The organism is Methylorubrum podarium (assembly GCF_040270385.1).
Lineage (GTDB): Bacteria > Pseudomonadota > Alphaproteobacteria > Rhizobiales > Beijerinckiaceae > Methylobacterium > Methylobacterium podarium.
The window spans coordinates 1-21,058 of record NZ_JBELQE010000123.1 but is presented as its reverse complement, the minus strand read 5'-3'; the positions used below and the strand labels follow the sequence as shown (position 1 = coordinate 21,058).

General features: G+C 69.5%; 12 protein-coding genes. 8 read left to right on the top strand and 4 right to left on the bottom strand.

From position 1 onward, the window contains the following. The first annotated feature begins 23 nt into the window (after positions 1-23). The 7 genes from ABS772_RS23360 to glgB all read left to right on the top strand — a co-directional run bounded on the left by ABS772_RS23360 (position 24) and on the right by glgB (position 17,650). Positions 24-650, top strand: coding sequence for a TetR/AcrR family transcriptional regulator (locus tag ABS772_RS23360; protein ID WP_350397080.1), 627 nt, complete (start codon positions 24-26; stop codon positions 648-650). Positions 651-724: 74 nt separating this feature from the next. Further along, entirely contained in the window at positions 725-1,204 is a 480-nt protein-coding gene (locus tag ABS772_RS23355; protein ID WP_350397079.1) for a DUF2852 domain-containing protein, read from the top strand. Between the two features lie 331 nt (positions 1,205-1,535). Beyond that, complete coding sequence (gene treZ / locus ABS772_RS23350; protein WP_350397078.1) at positions 1,536-3,341, top strand: malto-oligosyltrehalose trehalohydrolase; 1,806 nt, start codon at positions 1,536-1,538, stop codon at positions 3,339-3,341. Then, positions 3,338-8,278 carry a malto-oligosyltrehalose synthase gene (locus ABS772_RS23345; protein ID WP_350397077.1) on the top strand — a complete coding sequence of 1,647 codons (4,941 nt, stop codon included), beginning with the start codon at positions 3,338-3,340 and terminating at the stop codon, positions 8,276-8,278. Before treZ ends, ABS772_RS23345 begins: the two co-directional genes overlap by 4 nt. Positions 8,279-8,411: 133 nt before the next feature. Then, positions 8,412-11,786, top strand: coding sequence for a maltotransferase domain-containing protein (locus tag ABS772_RS23340; RefSeq protein WP_350397076.1), 3,375 nt, complete (start codon positions 8,412-8,414; stop codon positions 11,784-11,786). A gap of 170 nt (positions 11,787-11,956) precedes the next feature. Continuing rightward, complete coding sequence (gene treS, locus ABS772_RS23335; RefSeq protein ID WP_350397075.1) at positions 11,957-15,223, top strand: maltose alpha-D-glucosyltransferase; 3,267 nt, start codon at positions 11,957-11,959, stop codon at positions 15,221-15,223. Between the two features lie 69 nt (positions 15,224-15,292). After that, on the top strand, positions 15,293-17,650 hold the full coding sequence (gene glgB, locus ABS772_RS23330) for a 1,4-alpha-glucan branching protein GlgB (protein ID WP_350397073.1): 2,358 nt from the start codon (positions 15,293-15,295) through the stop codon (positions 17,648-17,650). A gap of 21 nt (positions 17,651-17,671) precedes the next feature. Here glgB and ABS772_RS23325 read toward each other — a convergent pair whose 3' ends face one another. Next, positions 17,672-18,001, bottom strand: a complete 330-nt coding sequence (locus ABS772_RS23325; protein WP_350397072.1) for a YnfA family protein — start codon at positions 17,999-18,001, stop codon at positions 17,672-17,674. A 56-nt stretch (positions 18,002-18,057) separates the two neighbouring features. Continuing rightward, positions 18,058-18,330 (bottom strand): hypothetical protein, encoded by a 273-nt coding sequence (locus ABS772_RS23320; RefSeq protein ID WP_350397071.1) that lies wholly within the window; start codon positions 18,328-18,330, stop codon positions 18,058-18,060. Positions 18,331-18,435: 105 nt separating this feature from the next. On the opposite strand from ABS772_RS23320, the gene ABS772_RS23315 reads away from it, so the two are divergent. Beyond that, positions 18,436-19,554, top strand: coding sequence for an SPL family radical SAM protein (locus tag ABS772_RS23315; RefSeq protein ID WP_350397070.1), 1,119 nt, complete (start codon positions 18,436-18,438; stop codon positions 19,552-19,554). Here the strand turns inward: ABS772_RS23315 and ABS772_RS23310 are convergent. Beyond that, positions 19,551-20,324 carry an endonuclease III domain-containing protein gene (locus ABS772_RS23310; RefSeq protein WP_350397069.1) on the bottom strand — a complete coding sequence of 258 codons (774 nt, stop codon included), beginning with the start codon at positions 20,322-20,324 and terminating at the stop codon, positions 19,551-19,553. The genes ABS772_RS23315 and ABS772_RS23310 overlap by 4 nt on opposite strands. 60 nt (positions 20,325-20,384) lie before the next feature. Further along, the coding region (locus ABS772_RS23305) for a GyrI-like domain-containing protein (protein ID WP_350397068.1) at positions 20,385-21,058 on the bottom strand (674 nt) is incomplete at its 5' end.

Here is a 21,058-nt window from a genome sequence, read left to right as displayed (position 1 = left end):
GGTCAGCGCGGAGGAATGGACGGGTGCGACCCTGGCGCGAGGGACCGGGAGACCGGCGCAGCTACCATCACGGCAACCTCAAGGAGGCGCTGATCGAGGCCGCGCGCCGCTTCATCGCCGAGCGCGGCATCGGCGGCTTCACCCTCGTCGATGCGGCCCGGCTGGTCGGCGTCACGCCCGCCGCGCTCTACCGCCATTTCCGCGGCCGAGAGGCGTTGCTGGAGGAGGTCGCGGGCCGCGGCTTCTCCGATCTCGCCGAGCGGCTGGCGCGGGCGCTGTCGGGTCGCGGCACGCCGCTGGAGCGCTTCACCCGCATGGGCGAGGCCTATCTCGCCTTCGCCGAAGAGGAGCCGGGCTATTACGCGGCGATCTTCGAGGTGCGGGGCCACGCCGCACTCGCCCCCGCCGCCGACCGGCCGAACCCGTTCGACCTGCTGGTCGAAGCCCTGCGCTCGACCTTCCCCGACGGCTTCGACGGGGTCGATCCGCGCTTCCTCGCGCTCGAGGTCTGGGCCCTCTCGCACGGCATTGCCACGCTGTCGGCCGCCGGCCAGCTGCCGAAATCTGGCCCGGACAAGTACGAGCTGCTGCGCGCGGGCGTCCTGGCGCTCGTTCACGGCGCCGGCGGAAGGGGGCGCGAAAAGCCTTGAGCCCCGGCTCTTGAAACGGCCGAGGCGGCTGCGCATGTGAATGTTGTTCACATTCACACCCGGAGCCCTCAGCCGTGAACACGTCCTCCACCACTCCCTGGTCCTGCGGCGGGTCTCGCCGGAGCGGCCCCTTTCCCAAGCGTTCGCTCGAAATCGGCGCGATCGTCGTCGCCTTCGTCTACTGGTGGCCGATCGCCGTCGCCTACGTCGCCTGGAAGATCGCGGGCTACCCCGCGCTCGGCCAGATGAAGGAGTTCGCCAACAGCGGCAGCTTCAGCTTCGCCGGCGGCGATGGCCGGTCGCGCTTCGCCCGCGCCTTCGAGGCGGCCAAGGGCACGTCCGGCACCGGCGCCGCCTCCGGCAACTGGGCCTTCGAGGAGTATCGCCGGGCCGAGCTGGAGCGTCTGGAAGCGCGCCGCCGCGCTCTCCAGGAAGAGAGCCGGGCCTTCGCCGAGTTCGTCGAGGAGCTGAAGCGGGCCAAGGACCGCGAGCAGTTCGACGCCTTCATGGCCAAGCGTCGCTCGGAAGGCGGCGGCCCGACGATCAGCGCCTGACCTCCGCTCACGCCGAACGCGATCACGTGAAGGGCTCCCCGCCGGCACCGGCGGGGGGCCCTTCGCATGTTGGGACCGCGTCGTGTGCAGTGCAGCGATTCCGTCACACCGGGCGGTTGCCGCGGGCCGCCGACGCCATAACTGCCGAGGCTGGGGAACAAGCGGGCGCCGGGCGCCTTGTGAGACACAGAAACGCCCGCCCAGCCTGAGCGACGATCGATTTTCGAGTGTCTCTCACGAAGATCCCGCTGCATCGTCGCGGCCGCAGGGAAATGGTCGGTGATCGGGAGTTTCGTGAGGCACTTTTACTCCAGCGGAGACCGGTGGCCTGATGCGGCGCGCCCATGCGATGCGGTTCGGCAGCGAGTTTGCCGAGGACGGTGTGCGGTTCGCCCTTTGGGCGCCGACCGCCAAAGACGTGACCCTCGTCGTGGATGGGGCCGACTATCCGATTCCCGATGTCGGCGAGGGCTGGCGCCGCACGACGGTTCCGGGCGTGAAGGCCGGCGCCCGCTACGGCTTCCGCATCGACGGCGATCTCGTGGTGCCCGATCCCGCCTCGCGGTTTCAGCCCGAGGACGTCTCCGCGCCCTCTGAAGTGATCGATCCGAACGCCTATGCGTGGTCGGACGGCGAGTGGACCGGACGTCCCTGGGAAGAGGCTGTCGTCTACGAGCTGCATGTCGGCACCGCGACGCCCGAGGGCACCTATGCGGGCCTGGGGAAGCGGCTCGACGATCTGGTCGATCTCGGCGTGACGGCGATCGAGCTATTGCCGCTCGCCGACTTCAAGGGCACCCGCAATTGGGGCTACGACGGCGTCCTGCCCTACGCCCCGGATTCGGCCTATGGCCGGCCGGACGAGCTCAAGCACCTGATCGACACCGCCCACGCCAAGGGCCTGATGGTGCTGATCGACTGCGTCTACAACCACTTCGGCCCGGCTGGGAATTATCTGCATTCCTACGCCAAGACCTTCTTCACCGAGCGCCACCAGACTCCGTGGGGCGCCGGCATCAATTTCGATGGGAAAGAGTCGGGCCCGGTCGTGCGCGACTTCTTCATCGAGAACGCGCTCTACTGGCTGAAGGAGTTTCATTTCGACGGCATCCGCTTCGACGCGGTGCACGCGATCCTCGATGACTCGGAAAAACACTTCCTGGCCGAACTCGGCGAGACGATCCGCACCACCTTCCCGGATCGCCATGTCCACCTGATCCTGGAGAACGAGGCCAACCAGGCGCGCTGGCTGGAACGCGACGACGAAAGCCGGCCGCTCCGTCACAGCGCGCAGTGGGCCGACGACCTGCACCATTGCTGGCACGTGCTGCTGACCGGCGAGGATGCCGGCTACTACGCGAGCTTCGCCGACAAGCCGGTCGAGCATCTGGCGCGCTGCCTCGCGGAGGGCTTCGCCTATCAGGGCGAGCCCTTCCCGACCCTCGACAACCATCCCCGCGGCGAGCCCTCGGCGCACCTGCCTCCCTCGGCCTTCGTCACCTTCCTTCAGAACCACGATCAGGTCGGCAACCGCGCGCTCGGCGAGCGCCTGAGCCACCTCTCGGACCCGAAGAAGCTCGCGCTCGCCCGCGCCGGCCTTCTGCTCGCGCCGCAGATCCCGATGCTGTGGATGGGCGAGGAATGGTCGGCCTCGGCGCCGTTCCTGTTCTTCGTGGATTTCGCGCCGGACGAGGAACTGAACAAGGCGGTCCGCGAGGGACGCCGCCGCGAGTTCAAGAGCTTCGCGGCGTTTGCCGACGACACCTCCGTGATCCCCGATCCGACCGAGGCCAAGACCTTCGAGGATTCGAAGATCGACTGGGACGAGGCCGAGACCGAGCCGCATCGCGCCGTCTGGGCCGACACCCGCAACCTCCTTCAGATTCGCCGGCAGAGCGTCGTGCCGCTCACCAAGAGCCGGTTCCTCGGCGCCAGGGCCGAGATCCCGGCCCCGGGCGTGGTGGATTGCACGTGGCGCTACGAGAACGGCTGGCTGCGCTTCGTCGCCAATGTCGGCGACGACGACTACGAGGCGAAGGTGGATGACGGACAGGTGATCTGGTCGAACGGCGTGTCGCGGCAGGCCCTGCAGCTCTCCTCCTGGACCGGCGTCTTCCTGATCGGGGGCGCCAAGTGACCGGCTCGGACGTGAGTGTTTCGGACGTGAGTGCCCTCGAACGTCTCGCCAACCTCGTCGGCATCGCCGACGGATTCACCGACGCCTTCGGGCAGCGGGTCGACACGCCGCTCGACGTTCGCCGCGGCATGCTCGAAGCCCTGGGGTTCTCCGCCGGCGATGACGACGCGATCCGGAAAAGCCTCGACGCGGTCGAGGCCGTGCGCGGCAACGTGGTGCCGCCGCTCCTGTCGGCCGAGGCGCGCCGCGGCCTGCGCGTTCCGGTGCGGATGGGCGTCACCTCGGGCGCCGTCGCGTGGCGGCTGGTGGACGAGCACGACCGCTCCCGCGAGGGACGCGCCACGCTCACCGCCTCGGAGGAAGGTGCGGGGTTCGACCTGCCGCCGCTGACGCCGGGCTATCACCAACTCACCGTCACAGTGGGCGATCGCCGGGCGCAGGCCTGGATCGTCGCGGCGCCGCAGCGCTGCTGGCGTCCGCGCGCCTATGCCGAGGACGGCGCCCGCGACTGGGGGCTCGCCGCGCAGCTCTACGGCCTGCGCTCGCCGAGCAACCTCGGCATCGGCACCTACGCCGATGCCGGCCGCGCCGCCCGCGATGCCGCCCTTCGCGGCGCCTCATTCCTGGGGCTCAGCCCAGCCCACGCCCTGTTCCCGACCGACCGGGCGAAGATCTCGCCCTACTCGCCGTCCTCACGGCTGTTCCTCGAAACGCTCTACATCGAGCCGGGCGCGCTGCCGGGCTTTGCCGGCAGCCCCGCGGCCGACCTTCTCGAGAGCCACCGTGACCGCATCGAGGCGTTGCGCGATACCTCCCTCGTCGATCATGCCGGCGTGTGGGAGGTGCTCTCGCCCATCCTCGAAGCCTATTGGGAAGGCTCGGATGCGAGGGCCGGCAAGGATGCCGGCTTCGCCACGTTCCGCGAGGAGGGGGGCGAGAACCTCGAATCGCACGCGACCTTCGACGCGCTCTCCGAGCACTTCCGGAGACAGGGCGCGCACTGGCTCGGCGACTGGCCGGAGGAGTACCGCCGCGCCGGCACCGAAGCCGTGCACGCCTTCGCCGAGAACCACGCCGAGCGCATTGCCTACCACGTCTTCCTGCAATACCTCGCCGACAGCCAGCTCAGGGCCTCGTCCGAGACGGCGCTCAAGGCCGGCATGCGGCTCGGGCTCTACCGCGACCTCGCGGTCGGCGCCGACCGGGGCGGGTCCGAGATCTGGTCGCACCCCGAGCGCTTCGCCAACGGCGTCTCGATCGGCGCGCCGCCGGATCTCCTGGCGCCGAAGGGCCAGGATTGGGGCCTGCCCGCCTTCGATCCGCTGGAGATGGAGCGCGACGGCCTCAAGGCGTTCCGGGCGCTGGTGAAGGCGAACATGCGCCATGCCGGCGCGATCCGCATCGACCACGCCTTCCAGCTCGCGCGCCTGTTCCTGATCCCGCTCGGCAAGTCCGCCCGCGAGGGTGCCTACGTCGCGATGCCGTTCGAGCCGATGCTGGCGGTGCTGCGGCTGGAGAGCCACCGGGCCAAGTGCCTCGTCATCGCCGAGGATCTCGGCACCGCGCCGGAGGGCTTCTCCGACGCGCTGATGTCGTCGGGCATCCTGAGCTACCGCATCCTCGCCTTCGAGCGCGAGCACGGCGGCGCCTTCACGGCGCCCGAGGCCTATCCGAAGGACGCACTCACGGCGATCACCACCCACGACCTGCCGACCTTCGTCGGCTGGTGGCGCGGGGTCGATACCGACACGCGGCAATCGCTCGGCCTCTACGACGCCGACCGGGCCGAGGCCGAGCGCACCGAGCGCGTGGCCGAGCGCTGGCGCCTGTCCGAGGCCCTGGCCTCGGAGCAGCTCGTGCCGAGTTCCGAGCCGCCGGAACACGCGCCCTTCGAGGCCGCGGCGCGCTACCTCGCCCGCGCGCCCTCGATCCTCACCGCCGTGCAGTACGAGGACGTGGTCGGCGAACTCTCCCAGGCCAACGTGCCGGGCTCGACCGAGGGCTACCCGAACTGGCGGCGCAAGCTCGACCGAAACCTAGAGGCCATCGCCGCGCCGGGCGGTCCGCTCGCCAAGCTCGCCGCCGCCCTCTCGGCGGAGGAGCGCGGGCCGCGTTCCGGCGCCGCACGCCTCGCTTCGGCCCCGCCGCGGGCAACCTACCGGCTGCAGTTCCACGAGGGCTTCACCTTCGCCGACGCGGAGAAGATCGTCCCGTACCTCGCGAAGCTCGGCATCAGTCACGTCTACGCCTCGCCGCTGCAGCGGGCGCGGCCGGGCTCGACCCACGGCTACGACATCGTCGATCACTCGCAGATCAACCCGGAGATCGGCGGCGAGGAGGGTTTCCGCAGCTTCACCGACGCGCTCCACGCGCACGGCCTGAAGCTCCTGCTCGACATCGTGCCCAACCACATGGGCGTCGGCGGCGCCGACAATCCGTGGTGGCTCTCGGTGCTCGAATGGGGCGGCCTGTCGCCCGCGGCCAACGCCTTCGACATCGATTGGGAGCGGCTCGGCGCCAACGGCAAGCTCGTCATCCCCTTCCTCGGCGAGCGCTACGGCGAGGCGCTGGAGAAGGGCACGCTGGAACTGCGGTTCGATGAGGGCGCCGGCGCCTTCAGCGTCTGGCACTACGAGCACCAGTTCCCGATCTGCCCGCTGCAATACCCGACGATCCTGAACCGGGCGCTGGCGGCGCTCGGCGAGATCGGCGACGACATGTCGGCGGAGGTGCTCTCGATCACCGAGCGCCTGCGCGCCATGGGCGAGGAGACGAACCCTGAGCGCCGCCGGGCCATGCCGGAGGTTGCCGAGGAACTGAAGCGCCAGCTGGCCGGCGCCGTGCGGGCCTCGCCGCAGATCGCCGCCTCGATCTACCGGGCGCTGCATCTCCTCAACGGCAACCGCGATTATCCCGACAGCTTCGGGCCGCTGCACCGGCTGCTCGAACAGCAATCCTACCGGCTCGCCCATTGGCGGATCGCGTCGAGCGACATCAACTATCGCCGCTTCTTCGACGTGAACTCGCTCGCCGGCCTGCGCGTCGAGCTGTCCGACGTCTTCGCCCGGTCGCACGACCTGCTGTTCCGCCTGATCGGCGAGGGCCGGATCGACGGCCTGCGCATCGACCATATCGACGGTCTCGCCGACCCGCTCGGCTACGCCCGCGCGCTCCAGGCGGCGGTCGGGCCCGGCTTCTACATCGTGGTCGAGAAGATTCTGGAGCCCGGCGAGAAGCTGCGCGACTGGCCGGTGGCCGGCACAACCGGCTACGACGTGCTGAACCAGCTCGACGGCATCCTGGTCGACAAGGCGCTGAAGCCGCGCATCGAGAAGTTCTATCGGTGGGCCACTGATATGGACGAGCCCTACGGCTTCCAGTTCCGGGCCGCCAAGGCGGAGATTCTGGAGATCAGCTTCGCCTCGGAACTCGAGGTGATGACCGGCGACCTCAAGCAGATCGCCGATTCCGACCGGCGCACCCGCGACTTCTCCACCAACGCGATCCGCCGGGCGCTGATCGAGATCGTGGCGCGCTTCCCCGTCTACCGCTCCTACCTGCCGGGCGACCTCGACGAGACCGAGATCGAGCTGGAGGACGTGCGCCTGATCGAGGGCGCCGTGCGCAAGGCCAAGCGCTGGAGCGCCCTGCCGGATCGGTCCGTGCACGACTTCGCCGCGGACGCCCTGCTCGGCCGCATCGATGTCGGCGGGGCCGGACACCCGGACCAGCAGGTCGTGCTGCGCTTCCGCCGCCGTTTCCAGCAGCTCACCGGCCCGGTCATGGCCAAGAGCCTGGAAGACACGCTGTTCTACCGCTTCGTCGAGCTGCTCGCCCTCAATGAGGTCGGCGGCGATCCCGGCGAGTACGGCCTCGACGCCGAGCATTTCCACGCGCTCCAGGCCGCGCGGGCCCGCGACTGGCCGAACGCGATGATCACCACGGCCACCCACGACACCAAGCGCGGCGAGGATGCGCGCTCGCGCCAGCTCGCCCTCTCGGAACTGCCGGAAGAATGGGCGCGCGCCTGGGATACGTGGCGGCGCGCCTCGGAAAGCTACATCAAGCCGATCGAGGGCGAGCCGGCGCCCGACGCCAACGACCAGTGGATGTTCCTCCAGGCGATCCTCGGCGCGTGGCCGCTGGAGCTCCTGGAGCGCGACGACGCCGGTGCGATCGAGGATTTCCGCAAGCGGCTCGACGCCTATGCCGAGAAGGCCCTGCGCGAGAGCAAGCGCCGGTCGAGCTGGGTCAACGTCGACGAGGGCTACGAGGGTGCCGTCCACGCGCTCTTCGCGGCCCTGATCACCCCCGGCTCGGATTGCCTGGAACGGCTGCGGCCGCTGGTGCGGCGGCTCGCCTTCCTCGGCATGATCGCCGGGCTCGGGCGCACGGTTCTCAAATGCACCCTGCCGGGCATTCCCGACACCTATCAGGGCACCGAGTTCTGGGACTTCTCCTTCGTCGATCCCGACAACCGCCGGCCGGTCGATTACGAGGAGCGGGCGCGGGCGCTGGAGGCCGGGGGCGCGCCGGCCGCGCTGATCGGCACGTGGACCGACGGCCGCGTGAAGCAGGCGACGCTGGCCCGCCTGCTCGCCGACCGTGCGGCGCGCCCGGCCTTCTACGCCGATGCCGACTACCGGCCGCTGGTCGCGGAGGGTGGGCGCGCCGATCACGTCGTCGCCTTCACTCGCTCCGCGGCGACCTCCGGCGAGGACGACCTGCTGGTGGCGGTGCCGCGCCTCGTCGCACGGCTGACGCCCGAATCGGCTTGGTCGGGCGAGACCTTCGCCGGAACGGCCTTGCCGGTACCGGAAGGCAGCCGGTGGGTGGACGTCGTCGGCGGCGGCGAACTCGCCAGCGAGGGCGGCCGGCTCGACCTCGGTCAACTCTTCGCAACGCTGCCCTATGTGGTGCTGAGGCGGGCCGCCTGAGGGCGCCGCACGGAATTTCCGGTCACAGCCGCCGTGACCGGACCGGGCCCGCGGGCGTTACGAGACAGCCACCCCCACGGCCTCGACCCATCAGAACGCGCGAAGGCGTGAAGCGACAAGACGGAGGCGATCGATGAACGCACCGAACACCGCGATGGCGCCCGCGACCCGCACCGGGGCGGAGACGGTGGCCCTGCCGGCCGCCTTCGCACCCCGCGCCGAGGGACCGCGCATCTACAACCTGTTTCCGCTCCTCGTCGGCACGGTCTCGGCCTGGACGGCGGAGCTGCCGCGCATCGCCGGTCTCGGATTCGACTGGGTCTATCTCAACCCGTTCCACCAGACCGGCGGCTCGCGCAGCCTCTACGCCGTGGCCGATCTCGACGCTCTGGACGAGCGGTTCCGCGACGCGGACGGCACGCCCGACGACGAGCAACTCGCGCGGTTCTGCCGGGCGGCCGAGTCGCACGGCGTCTCGGTGATGAGCGACCTCGTCATCAACCACACCGCCGACAACGCCCGCCTGTTCCACGAACGGCCCGACCTGTTCGTCCGCGACGCCGAGGGCAAGCCGGTGAGCCCGGCGGCGATCGATCCGGACGATCCGTCGAAGCGCACGGTCTGGGGAGACCTGATCGAACTCGACTACCATTCCGAGCAGGCTCGGGGCGAGTTGGTCCGCATCTTCGACGGCTATATCGGCCGGCTGCAGCGCCTCGGCGTCCGCGGCTTCCGGTGTGACGCCGCCTACAAGGTGCCGCCGGATGTCTGGCGCGCCCTGATCGAGGCCGCCAAGCAGCGCGAGCCCGAGACCTTGTTCGCCGCCGAGACCCTGGGCTGCACCTTCGAGGAGGCGCAGGCGACGGCGGGCGCCGGCTTCGACTACCTGTTCAACTCCTTCGCCTGGTGGAACCTCAAGGCGCCCTGGGCCCTGGAGCAGTACGAGCGGCTGCGGGTGGTCGCGCCCTCCATCGCCTTCCCCGAGAACCACGACATGAGCCGGCTCGCCGCCGACATCCCCGGCGGGGCGGAGGCGGTCGCCCATCGGCTGAAGACGCGCTACGCCCTCGCGGCCTTCTTCTCGGCCGGCGTGCTGATGCCGATCGGCTACGAATGGGGCTATCGCCGCGCGCTGCACGTGGTCGAGACCCATCCGGGCTCGCGCGAGCACGACACCGGCATCGACATCTCCGCCACCATCGCGGCGATCAACGCCCTGAAGGCCGAGATCCCGGCCGCGAATGTCGAGGGCGCGCAGATGCGCCTCTCGGCGCCCGACGCGCCCTTCACCGCCCTGTTCCGCACGGATACCGGCCACGCGGCCTCGGCGCATTCGGCGACGCTCGTCCTGTACAATCCGGGCGACAAGCCCGCGCCCGTCGATGCCGGCCGCCTTATCGAGCGGACCGGCGGCCAGCTCGGTACCTTCCTCGACCGGACGCCCGAAGCCGAACCCATCGCCTTCCATCCGGGCGCCAGCATCGACCTCCAGCCGGGCGAGCTGCGCATCCTCGTGGCCGAGCGCGCGAAGGTCGCCGCCCCGCCGCCCCCGACGACGCCCCAGGGCAAGGGCCGCGTCGTCATCGAGGCGGTGACGCCGGAGATCGACGGCGGTCGCTCGGCGGTGAAGCGCGTCGTCGGCGAGCAGGTGCGCGTCGAGGCCGACATCTTCTCCGACGGCCACGAGATCATCAACGCGGCGATCCTCTCCCGCGTCGTCGGCGAGGAGACGTGGCGGCGCGACCCGATGGTCTTCGTCGACAACGACCGCTGGGCCGGCCACTTCCCGCTGGAGCGGAACGCCCGCTACGAGTTCACCATCGAGGCGTGGCGCGACGGCTTCTCCTCCTGGGTGCGCGACACCCTCAAGAAACGCGATGCCGGCGTCGATGTGCGCCTCGAGACGATCGAGGGCGTCGAGCTGATCCAGATCGCCGAGGATCTGGCGAGCGGGGCCGACAAGCAGCGGCTCGACGCGCTGATCCGCTCGCTCGCCGCCGAGCCCGAGGGCTCGCCCGTGATCCTCGAAAAGATCCTGGCGCCCGAGGCGACGGCGCTCATCCGCCGCAACGCCGAGCGGGTGAACCTCTCGCGCTATCCGGTGAACATCCCGGTCATCGCCGACCGCCTCGCCGCCCGTTTCTCGGCCTGGTACGAGATCTTCCCGCGCTCGCAATCGGGTGATCCGAACCGCCACGGCACCTTCGCGGACGTGATCCGCCGCCTGCCGGAGATCCGCGAACTCGGCTTCGACGTGCTCTACTTCACGCCGATCCACCCGATCGGGAAGACCAATCGCAAGGGCAAGAACAACACGCTCAAGGCCCAACCCGGCGATGTCGGCTCGGTCTACGCGGTGGGCTCGGAGGAGGGCGGCCACGAGGCCGTGCATCCCGAGCTCGGCACGCTGGAGGATTTCCGCCAGCTCGTCGCGGCCTCCCACGCCCACGGCATGGAAGTCGCCATCGACTTCGCGATCCAGTGCTCGCCCGACCATCCCTGGATCAAGAACCACCCCGAATGGTTCGAGTGGCGGCCGGACGGCACGCTGAAATTCGCCGAGAATCCGCCGAAGAAGTACGAGGACATCTCCAACGTCCACTTCTACGGCGGCGCTCTGCCCTCGCTCTGGATCGAGCTGCGCGACATCGTGCTGGGCTGGTGCGCCCACGGCGCCCGCATCTTCCGGGTCGACAACCCGCACACCAAGCCGATCCCGTTCTGGGAGTGGATGCTGGGTGAAGTGAACGCGCAGTATCCGGACGCGATCTTCCTGGCGGAAGCCTTCACCCGGCCGAAGATGATGAAGAAGCTGGCCAAGGCCGGCTACCAGCAGAGCTACACCTACTTCACCTGGCGCAACACGAAGGCGGAGCTCACAGAGTACGCCCTTGAGCTCGCCGGCGAGATGGGCGAGTACTACCGCCCGAACTTCTTTGCCAACACACCGGACATCAATCCCTATTACCTGCAAACGAGCGGAAGGCCGGGCTTCATCGTCCGTGCGACGCTGGCGGCGACGCTGTCGTCGATCTACGGCATCTATAACGGCTTCGAGCTGTGCGAGGCCGCGCCCTATCCGGGCAAGGAAGAGTATCTCGACTCGGAGAAGTACGAGCTGAAGGCCTGGGACTACCACCGTCCCGGCAACATCCGCGAGCACATCATCAAGCTCAACCAGATCCGCCGCGACAACCCCGCCCTGTGGGACTTCCGGAACATCCACTTCACGGGCGCCTTCAACGACAACATCATCGCCTACGCGAAGGTGACGCCGGAGCGGGACAACTGCGTCTTCGTGATGGTCAACCTCGACCCGAGGAACCGCCAGGAATGCACCTACGAGGTGCCGCTCTGGCTGCTCGGTCTGCCCGATGACGGGGCGGTGGAGGTCGAGGATCTGCTCGCGGGCTACAAGTTCGAGCTCTACGGCAAGAGCCACCGGATCGCCCTCGATCCGGCCGACCGCTCGGCGATCGTCTGGCGGCTTCGGCCGCGGCGCTCCTGACATTCGCTCCCGCGCCGAAGCGGCCTCCACTTTCGGCGCGGGGCGCTCTAGATCGGGCGGAATGCGGCGGTCACCGTCGTGTTCTCGCCAAGAAGCGGGCCGAGGAGGCTCGCAGTCCGGCGCCGCAGGGCCCGGTTCCGCTCTCGAAAGTGACGTGAGGCAGCGACGGGATGATCGATCGCAGCGATCCGCAGTGGTACCGTGACGCCATCATCTACCAGATCCACGTCAAGTCGTTCTTCGACTCGTCGAACGATGGGATCGGAGACTTCGAGGGGCTGACGCAGAAGCTCGACTACGTCCGCGACCTCGGGGTCACGGCGATCTGGCTGATGCCGTTCTATCCCTCGCCGCTGCGCGACGACGGCTACGACATCGCCGACTACCGCGACATCAACCCGTCCTACGGGACGATGGAGGATTTCCGGGCCTTCGTGGCGGCGGCGCACGAGCGCGGCCTGCGCGTCATCACCGAGCTCGTCATCAACCACACCTCGGACCAGCATCCCTGGTTCCAGCGCGCCCGCGAGGCGCCCCCCGGCTCACCCGAACGGAACTTCTACGTCTGGTCGGACACCGACGAGCCATACAGCGACACGCGCATCATCTTCCTCGACACGGAAGCCTCGAACTGGACCTGGGACCCGGTCGCCAAGCAGTATTTCTGGCACCGCTTCTACTCGCACCAGCCCGATCTCAACTTCGATAACCCGGCCGTGCTGGAGGCCGTGATCGAGGTGATGCGCTACTGGCTCGACATGGGCGTGGACGGGCTGCGCCTCGACGCGATCCCCTACCTGATCGAGCGCGACGGCACGAACTGCGAGAACCTTTCCGAGACGCACGACGTCATCAAGAAGATCCGCGCGGCGCTCGACGAGAGCTATCCCGACCGGATGCTTCTGGCGGAAGCCAATCAGTGGCCGGAGGAGACGGCGCAGTATTTCGGCGACGGCGACGAATGCCACATGGCGTTCCACTTCCCGCTGATGCCGCGGATGTACATGGCGATCGCCCGCGAGGACCGGCACCCGATCACCGACATCATGCGCCAGACCCCGGAGATCCCCGAGGGCTGCCAGTGGGCCATCTTCCTGCGCAACCACGACGAGCTGACGCTCGAGATGGTGACGGCGGAGGAGCGTGATTACCTCTGGTCGTTCTACGCCGCCGAGCGGAGGGCCCGCATCAATCTCGGCATCCGTCGCCGCCTCGCGCCGCTTCTGGAGAACGACCGGCGCAAGATCGAGCTGATGAAGTCCCTCGTCCTGTCGATGCCCGGCACGCCGGTGCTCTACTACGGCGACGAGATCGGCATGGGCGACAACATCTATCTCGGTGACCGCGACGGCGTGCGCACGCCGATGCAGTGGTCGCCGGACCGCAACGGCGGCTTCTCGCGGGCCAACCCGCAGAAGCTGTTCCTGCCGGCGATCCAAGACCCGATCTACGGCTACGACGCGATCAACGTCGAGGCGCAGATTCAGGCGCAGACCTCGCTCCTGAACTGGACGCGGCGCATGATCGCGATCCGCAACAACTCCGTCGCCCTCGGGCGCGGCGCGATCCAGTTCCTCTACCCGACGAACCGCAAGGTGCTCGCCTGGATCCGCGAGCACGAGAACGAGCGCATCCTCTGCGTCGCCAATCTCTCGCGGGCGCCGCAGGCGGTCCAGCTCGACCTGTCGGATCTGCGCGGCGCGATCCCGATCGAGCTGACCGGCGGCAGCGCCTTCCCGGCCATCGGCGAACTGCCCTACCTGCTGACGCTCCCGGCCTACGGATTCTACTGGTTCTCGCTCTCGGTCGCGAATACCGGCGAGATCGGGCCGCAGCCGCAGAGCCCGGAACTGTTCACCCTGGTGCTGACCGGCGGCGTCGAGACCCTGATCAAGGGCCGCGAGCGCACCGCCTTCGAGCGCACGGTCGCCCCGCCCTTCATCGGCTCGCGGCGCTGGTTCGGCGCCAAGGGCTCGCGCATCAAGTCGGTGCAGGTCGATGACAGCGCGATCGTCAAGGATGCGTCCGGCGAGGGCAAGTTCCTGCTGCCGCGGGTGGCGGTGACCCTCGCGAACGGCGAGCGCCAGGACTACTTCGTCCCGCTCGCCGTCGAGGAGGGCCGCGAGGACGAGGCGCTGATGGACCACGCGGTCGCCCGCGTGCGCCGCGGGCCGCGCACCGGCCTCCTCTACGAGGCCGCCGCCGCCGCGCCCTTCACGGTCGCCCTGATCGAGGCGATGCGCGACGGCGTGACGATCCCGTCCGAGCGCGGCAGCGTCGTGTTCTCGACCACCTCGGCCTACGACCCGGAGGTGCCGTTCGACGCCGCCGACGTGCGCCGCCTCTCGGCGGAGCAGAGCAACACCTCGATCGCCATCGGCGCGCGGATGATGCTCAAGCTCCTGCGCCGGCTGCAGCCCGGCACGCATCCCGAGATCGAGATCGGCCGCTTCCTCACCGAGCAGGCGCATTTCGCCAACACGCCCGCGCTGCTCGGCGTGGTGGAGCACGTCGCCGAGGACGGCACGCGGACCGCCCTGGCGCTCCTGCAGAAGTTCGTCCTCAACCAGGGCGATGCCTGGACGCTGATGCTGGAAGGCCTGCGGCGGGACTTCGAGACCGTGGTGCTCGCCCCCGAGAGCGAGGCGCCGACCCCGGAGGACGCCTTCAACGCGCATCTGCGCTGGGCGATCCTGCTCGGCCAGCGCACCGCCGAGCTGCACCGGGCCTTCGCCATCGAGACCGACGACCCGGCCTTCGCCGTAGAGCCGTTCGATGCCGAGGATATGGCCGCGCTCGCCGACGATGCCCGCCATCAGGCGGCCCGCGCCTTCAAGGGGCTCGACGCCATCACCGCGTGGTCGCCCGGCTCGGCGAGCGAGGCGCTCGCCGCCCGCCGCGGCGAGGTCGAGGCGCTCATCGACGAACTGGCTGCTGGCCCGCTGCGGGGCGCCACCAAGACCCGCATCCACGGCGACTACCATCTCGGCCAGGTGCTCGCCTCGGAGGGCGATCTCATCATCGTCGACTTCGAGGGCGAGCCCTCGCGTCCCGTCGAGCAGCGCCGGGCCAAATCGACGCCGCTGCGCGACGTGGCCGGGATGCTGCGCTCCTTCGCCTACGGTGCCGAGACGGTGGTCCGCGAGATCGCGGCCCGCTTCGGCGACAGCGAGGAGCGCGCTCGCAACGCGGCGATCGCGTGGCGCGGCATGATCGATGCAGCGTTCCTCGACGGCTACGGGCAGGCCGTGGCCGGCAGCCGGGCGGCGGTGGAGGATGCGGAGACGCATCGCTGCCTGCTGCGCCTGAGCCTGCTGACGAAGGCGCTCTACGAGGTCGATTACGAGGTCAACAACCGCCCCGACTGGATCGAAATCCCGGCAAGGGGTGTTCTCAACATATTGGATGAAGCCAAGCGCGACCGCGCTTCCGTGTGATGATCGCGCTCTCGTGCCGGGCCGATCCCCGCGCCGGCCCGAGAGCGATCCCCTGAGAGAGGTGACTGGATGACGGCTCTGGACGACAAGGCCGCGGCTCGAAACGAGGGGCCGTCCGCCACGAACGTCCCGAACAAGTCAGGCTCGACCGAGGCGCCGCGCGCGCCCCGGCCGGCGGATTCGCTCGGCGGTGACGGGGGGGCGCCCCGCGTGGGCCGGCCCGCGTCGCAGCCGCGCGACACCCACCTCCACCCCGACGCCATCGCCGCCGTGATGGCGGCCGATCACGGCGACGCCTTCGGCGTGCTCGGCCCGCATCAGGTCGGCCCCGGGGCCTGGGAGATCCGCGCGATCCTCCCCGAGGCCAAGGCGGCCCGTCTGATCACGGGCGGGCAGAGCATCCCGTTCGAGCGGGTCCACCCGGACGGGTTCTACGTCGCGAGCGTGAAAGGCGACGGCCGTCCCCTCTACGAGATCGAGGTGGAAGCCTGGGACGGCACCAGCGCCCGCCGTCACGACCCCTACGGCTTCGGACCCTCGCTCGAGCAGAGCGAGATCGAGGGCCTGCGCCAGATCGGCAGCAACCTCGTCTACCGCGTGCTCGGGGCGCATGCCGGCGAGCTCGACGGCATCGCCGGCTTCCGCTTCGCGGTCTGGGCGCCGAACGCCCGCCGGGTCAGCGTGGTCGGCGACTTCAACGATTGGGACGGCCGGCGCCACCCGATGCGGCTCTGGCTCAACGGCGGCGTCTGGGAGCTGTTCGTGCCGGGTCTCAAGGCCGGGCAGAACTACAAGTTCGAGATCCGCGGCCCCGACGGGTCGCTGCTGCCGCTGAAGGCCGATCCGGTCGCCTTCCGCGCCCAGCACCCGCCGCAGACGGCCTCCGTGCTCCAGGGCCTCAACGAGCCGCAATGGCACGACAACGCCTGGATGGACACGCGCGGCCAGAAGGACCCGCGTCACGCCGCCATGTCGGTCTACGAGGTTCACCTCGGATCGTGGGCGCGGGTGCCGGGGGAGGGCAACCGCTACCTCACCTACAAGGAGCTGTCCGAGCGGCTGATCCCCTACGTCAAGGAGCTCGGCTTCACCCATATCGAGCTTCTGCCGATCACCGAGTACCCGTTCGACGGCTCATGGGGCTATCAGCCGGTCTCGCTCTTCGCGCCGACCAGCCGCTTCGGCACGCCCGACGACTTCGTCGCCTTCGTCAACGCGGCGCATGAAGCCGGCATCGGCGTGCTGCTCGATTGGGTGCCGGGGCATTTCCCCCTCGACGCCCACGGGCTCGGGCTGTTCGACGGCACGCATCTCTACGAGCACGCCGACCCGCGCCAGGGCTTCCACCAGGATTGGGGCACCTACATCTACAATTTCGGCCGGACCGAGGTTTCGGCCTTCCTCACGGCCAATGCCCGCTTCTGGCTGGAGCATTACCACCTCGACGGCCTGCGCGTGGATGCGGTCGCCTCGATGCTCTACCTCGACTACTCGCGCCGCGCGGGCGAGTGGATCCCGAACCAGTACGGTGGCAACGAGAATCTCGACGCCATCAACTTCATGCGCAAGACCAACGAGGCGACCTACAGCCACGCGCCGGGCACGATCACGGTCGCCGAGGAATCCACCTCCTGGCCCGGCGTCTCGCACCCGACCTATACGGGCGGCCTCGGCTTCGGCTTCAAGTGGAACATGGGGTGGATGCACGACACCCTGAAATACATGTCGGAGGATCCGATCCACCGGCGCTACCACCACCACAACCTGACCTTCGGCCTGCTCTACGCCTTCTCGGAAAACTTCGTGCTGCCGCTCTCCCACGACGAGGTGGTGCACGGGAAGGGCTCGCTGCTCGGCAAGATGCCGGGCGACCGCTGGCAGAAATTCGCGAACCTGCGCGCCTATTTCGGCTTCATGTGGGGCCATCCGGGCAAGAAGCTGCTCTTCATGGGCGGCGAGTTCGGCCAGGAGCGGGAGTGGAACCACAATCACTCCCTCGACTGGCACCTGCTCGACGATCCCCTGCACGCGGGCGTCAAGGACCTGATCCGCGACCTCAACCACGTCTACACCGCGACCCCGGCGCTCTACGCCCGCGACGTCGAGCCGGGCGGCTTCCAGTGGCTGGTGGCGGACGATTCCGACAATTCGGTCATCGCCTGGGCCCGCAAGGGCAAGGCGGAGGGCGAGGTCGTCATCGTCGTCTCGAACTTCACCCCGGTGCCGCGCGAGGGCTACCGGGTCGGTGTTCCCGCCGCCGGCTTCTATCGCGAGGCGATCAACTCGGACGCCGAGCGCTACGGCGGCTCGAATGTCGGCAACATGGGCGGCGTTCAATCCCAAGCCGAGCAGAGCCACGGCCAGCCGCACTCGCTGAGCCTGACCCTGCCGCCGCTCTCGACCCTGATCCTGATCCGCGAGGGCTGACCCTTCGTTCTCCCGGGGCGCTCAGCCGCTCCGGGGGCCGAACAGGATGACCGCCATGCCGGCGAGGCAGATCGCCCCGCCGGTCATGTCCCAGCGGTCGGGCCGGTGGCCCTCGACGGCCCAGAGCCAGAGGATCGACGCGACGATGTAGATGCCGCCATAGGCGGCGTAGGCCCGGCCCGCGGCCTCGCTCTCGACCAGGGTGAGGAGCCAGGCGAACAGCGTCAGCGAGACGAGCCCCGGCGCCACCCACCAGACGGATCGCCCGAGCCGCAGCCACGCCCAGAACGCGAAGCATCCGGCGATCTCCGCCATGGCGGCCGCGGAGTAGGCCAGGAGGGTCTTGCTCATCCGCAACGCTTGGCGCGGGATGAGCCTATTGCCAAGCCGGACCGATCATTCGGCGGTCAAGCATCGTCCTCCGGCGCGAACACCTCGCCCTTCTCGGCCAGCCGCACGTTGTTGCGATCGGCGGGCAGATCCCGCAAATCGCGAAAATCCCTGATCAGCCGGTGCAGGTCGGCTCGGGCCGGATCGGACGGCTCCGGGGCTCCTGGATCGAAGCGCTCCACCGCCAGATCGACGCGCTCGTCCAGGACGGAACGGTCCCGCGGGTCGAGCCCCTCGATGCGTGCGATAAGCTCGGCGATGGCCGCGCGCTTCGTCTCCAGCTCCGTCATCGACCGCTCCGCTCTATCCACGCGCCGAAACAGCGCTCAAATCCGTCCTCGGTTCCGCAGCGACGCACCCTCGGACCTTCGTTCGGCGGCGCGGGTTGGTGCGGCATGACCGTGCTCCTGACCGAGGAACCGCGCCCCCGCCCGCCGGCAGAACGCCGGCGGCCCGCGCGCCTCTGGCAGCCGCGCCGCGTGCTGGTGACGCCGGCCGCGCTCGACCACGCCCATGGCCGGCAGATCGTGGCGCGGGCGGAAGCGCTCGGGCTCCCGGTCGAGCGGCTGAAGAGCAATCGCCTCACCGGTCTGCGCGACGACGAAAATCCGCGCCGGGCCTACGCGCAGGCCAAGGCGACGCTCGCCGTCGTCACCGCACCGCCGACGAAGCTGAAGCTGCAGCCGATCCCGCCGAGCGCCGACTGGCGCTTCGACCTCGCCGAGGGCTGCCCGGCGCATTGCCAGTACTGCTACCTCGCCGGCTCGCTGTCAGGGCCGCCGGTGACCCGCGTCTACGCCAACCTCGACGCGATCCTCGGCAACCTGGACAGCTATCTCGGCCAGGGCGGCGTCACCAGCACGTCCGAGGCGCGGGCGGCGGAGGGCACGACGTTCGAGGCGTCCTGCTACACCGACCCGCTCGGGATCGAGCATCTCACCGGATCGCTCTCGGCGGCGATCCGCCATTTCGGCGCCTGGGAAGCGCCGGTGCAGCTTCGCTTCACCACCAAGTTCGCCGGCGTCGAACCCCTTCTCGACCTGCCGCATCGCGGGCGCACGCGTGTGCGCTTCTCGGTCAACGCCGCGGCGGCGGCGCATTACGAGGGTGGGACCGCGCCGCTGGCCGACCGGCTCGCCGCCATGGGCGCGCTCGCGCGCGCCGGCTACCCCGTCGGCCTGACCATCGCGCCGATCCTGCCGGTGGAGGATTGGCAGGAAGCCTACGACGCGCTGTTGCGCGACGCGGCCGAGGCGTTGGCGGACGTGAGCGAGCCGGACCTCACGGTCGAACTCATCACCCATCGCTTCACGCCCGGCTCGAAGACCGTGCTGGAGGGCTGGTATCCCGGCTCCGACCTGCCGATGCGAGAGGCCGAGCGGACGCGCAAGCTCACCAAGTTCGGTTCGGTGAAGTACGTCTTTCCCGGGGACCTGATGAAGGCGATGCGCGCGCACCTCACCGAGCGGGTCGCGGCCCGTCTGCCGGGCGCGCGCATCCTCTACTGGACTTAAGCCCGCTCGGGTTTGGCCCCGCGGGCCTGCCCCGTCGGGCAGATGTCGAGCAGCACGCAACGTCCGCAGGCCGGGGAGCGGTGGAAGCAGACGCGCTGGCCGTGCAGCATCAGAATCTCGTGGTTGTCGTAGAGCGCCTGCGCCGACCAATCTGCGGGCAGTTGCGCCCGCAGCACCGCGTGGCTCGGCCCGACATCGACCTTCGGGCCGATCAGCCCCGTGCGCTGGGCGACGCGGTGATGGTGGCTGTCCACCGGCAGGGCCGGCATCCGCAAGGTCGAGAACGACAGGACGGCGGCACTCGTCTTCGGACCGATGCCGGGAATGGCTTCGAGCCAGCCGCGCGCCTCGTCGACGCTCATCGTCTCGAGGACATCGAGGGAGAGTGCCCCCACCCGCTCCCGCACGGCGGAGAGCACCGCCTTGATGCGCGGCGCCTTGAGTTCCGGCCACGTGACGCCGCGGATCGTTTCCTCGATCTCCGCCACATCGGCCTCTTCGACCGCCGCCCAGTCGGGCCACCGCGCCCGAAGCGCCTTGAAGGCGCGGCCGGAATCGGCGTTGCGGGTCCGGTGCGAGAGCAGCGAGGAGATCAGCTCGGAGAGCGGATCAAGGCTGTGGAAGTAGGGAATCGGGCACTCGTAGACGCCGCAGAGGCGGCGGTGGATTTCGAGCGCCTTGTCCTTGAGCGTCGCGGACGCGTCGTCCGGCGTTTCGCGGCGTCGCTGACGTGGGGCGGCCGGGAGGGCGGTGTCGTGGAACAGGGGCATGGGAGCCGAATCCGCGAGGGGATTCGGCGGTTCCCGGCCCGCGACATCCCGACTTCGCGGCTACTTGGCGAGCGCGTAGATGTTGATGTCGAGCTTCTCGTCGGCACCCTCGCCGAGATCGGTCACGTATTCCTCCAGGAAGCGATCCTGGACCGGGATCTCCTTGGCATCGAGATAGGCGATCAGCGTCTCGTAGGTGCCGTCGATCTCTTCGTAGGTGCCGCTGTGCCGGTAGCGCAGGGCCTTTCCGCTCGGGCTCGAACCGAACTTCACGTCGCCGCCCTCGGCGGGCTGACCGGGCGCCGCTTCGATCGGGATCATCGCCTCGTACTGGAAGCCGTCATCCTCGGTCTTGGTGAAGAGCGCGATCGGGCGCCCCGCCGGCTTGAGGTTCAGCTTGGTCAGCGTGTCGCCGATGGTCTTGAAGGCCTTCCGCAGGTTCGCCCGCGCTTCCTCCCACTTGGTCTCGCCCGCGAGGATCGCCACGGGCTTGGCCGGCAGCGTGACCTCATCGACGTCGTTCGGCTCGGCCGGCGTCGGCACCAGCGTCGGCAACGTCGAGGGCGGCGGCGTGACCGTCCGCGCCGCGCCGGACTGCGCCGGGCGCGGGATCGGCACCTGCTGGGGCGCGGGCGATGCCGGATCGGGGCCGGATTTCGAGGTGTCCGGCACGGTGGTCGTCGGCAGCGGGTTCGTCTCGGCGGGGGAGGGGGCGGTGCTGGGCGGCGGTGCGT

Bases quoted from the DNA above. Each gene is read 5' to 3' on its own strand.
- ABS772_RS23325 (WP_350397072.1), bottom strand. From the start codon at position 18,001: ATGAGCAAGACCCTCCTGGCCTACTCCGCGGCCGCCATGGCGGAGATC.
- treZ (WP_350397078.1), top strand. From the start codon at position 1,536: ATGCGGCGCGCCCATGCGATGCGGTTCGGCAGCGAGTTTGCCGAGGAC.
- ABS772_RS23315 (WP_350397070.1), top strand. From the start codon at position 18,436: ATGACCGTGCTCCTGACCGAGGAACCGCGCCCCCGCCCGCCGGCAGAA.
- glgB (WP_350397073.1), top strand. From the start codon at position 15,293: ATGACGGCTCTGGACGACAAGGCCGCGGCTCGAAACGAGGGGCCGTCC.
- treS (WP_350397075.1), top strand. From the start codon at position 11,957: ATGATCGATCGCAGCGATCCGCAGTGGTACCGTGACGCCATCATCTAC.
- ABS772_RS23320 (WP_350397071.1), bottom strand. From the start codon at position 18,330: ATGACGGAGCTGGAGACGAAGCGCGCGGCCATCGCCGAGCTTATCGCA.
- ABS772_RS23340 (WP_350397076.1), top strand. From the start codon at position 8,412: ATGAACGCACCGAACACCGCGATGGCGCCCGCGACCCGCACCGGGGCG.
- ABS772_RS23310 (WP_350397069.1), bottom strand. From the start codon at position 20,324: ATGCCCCTGTTCCACGACACCGCCCTCCCGGCCGCCCCACGTCAGCGA.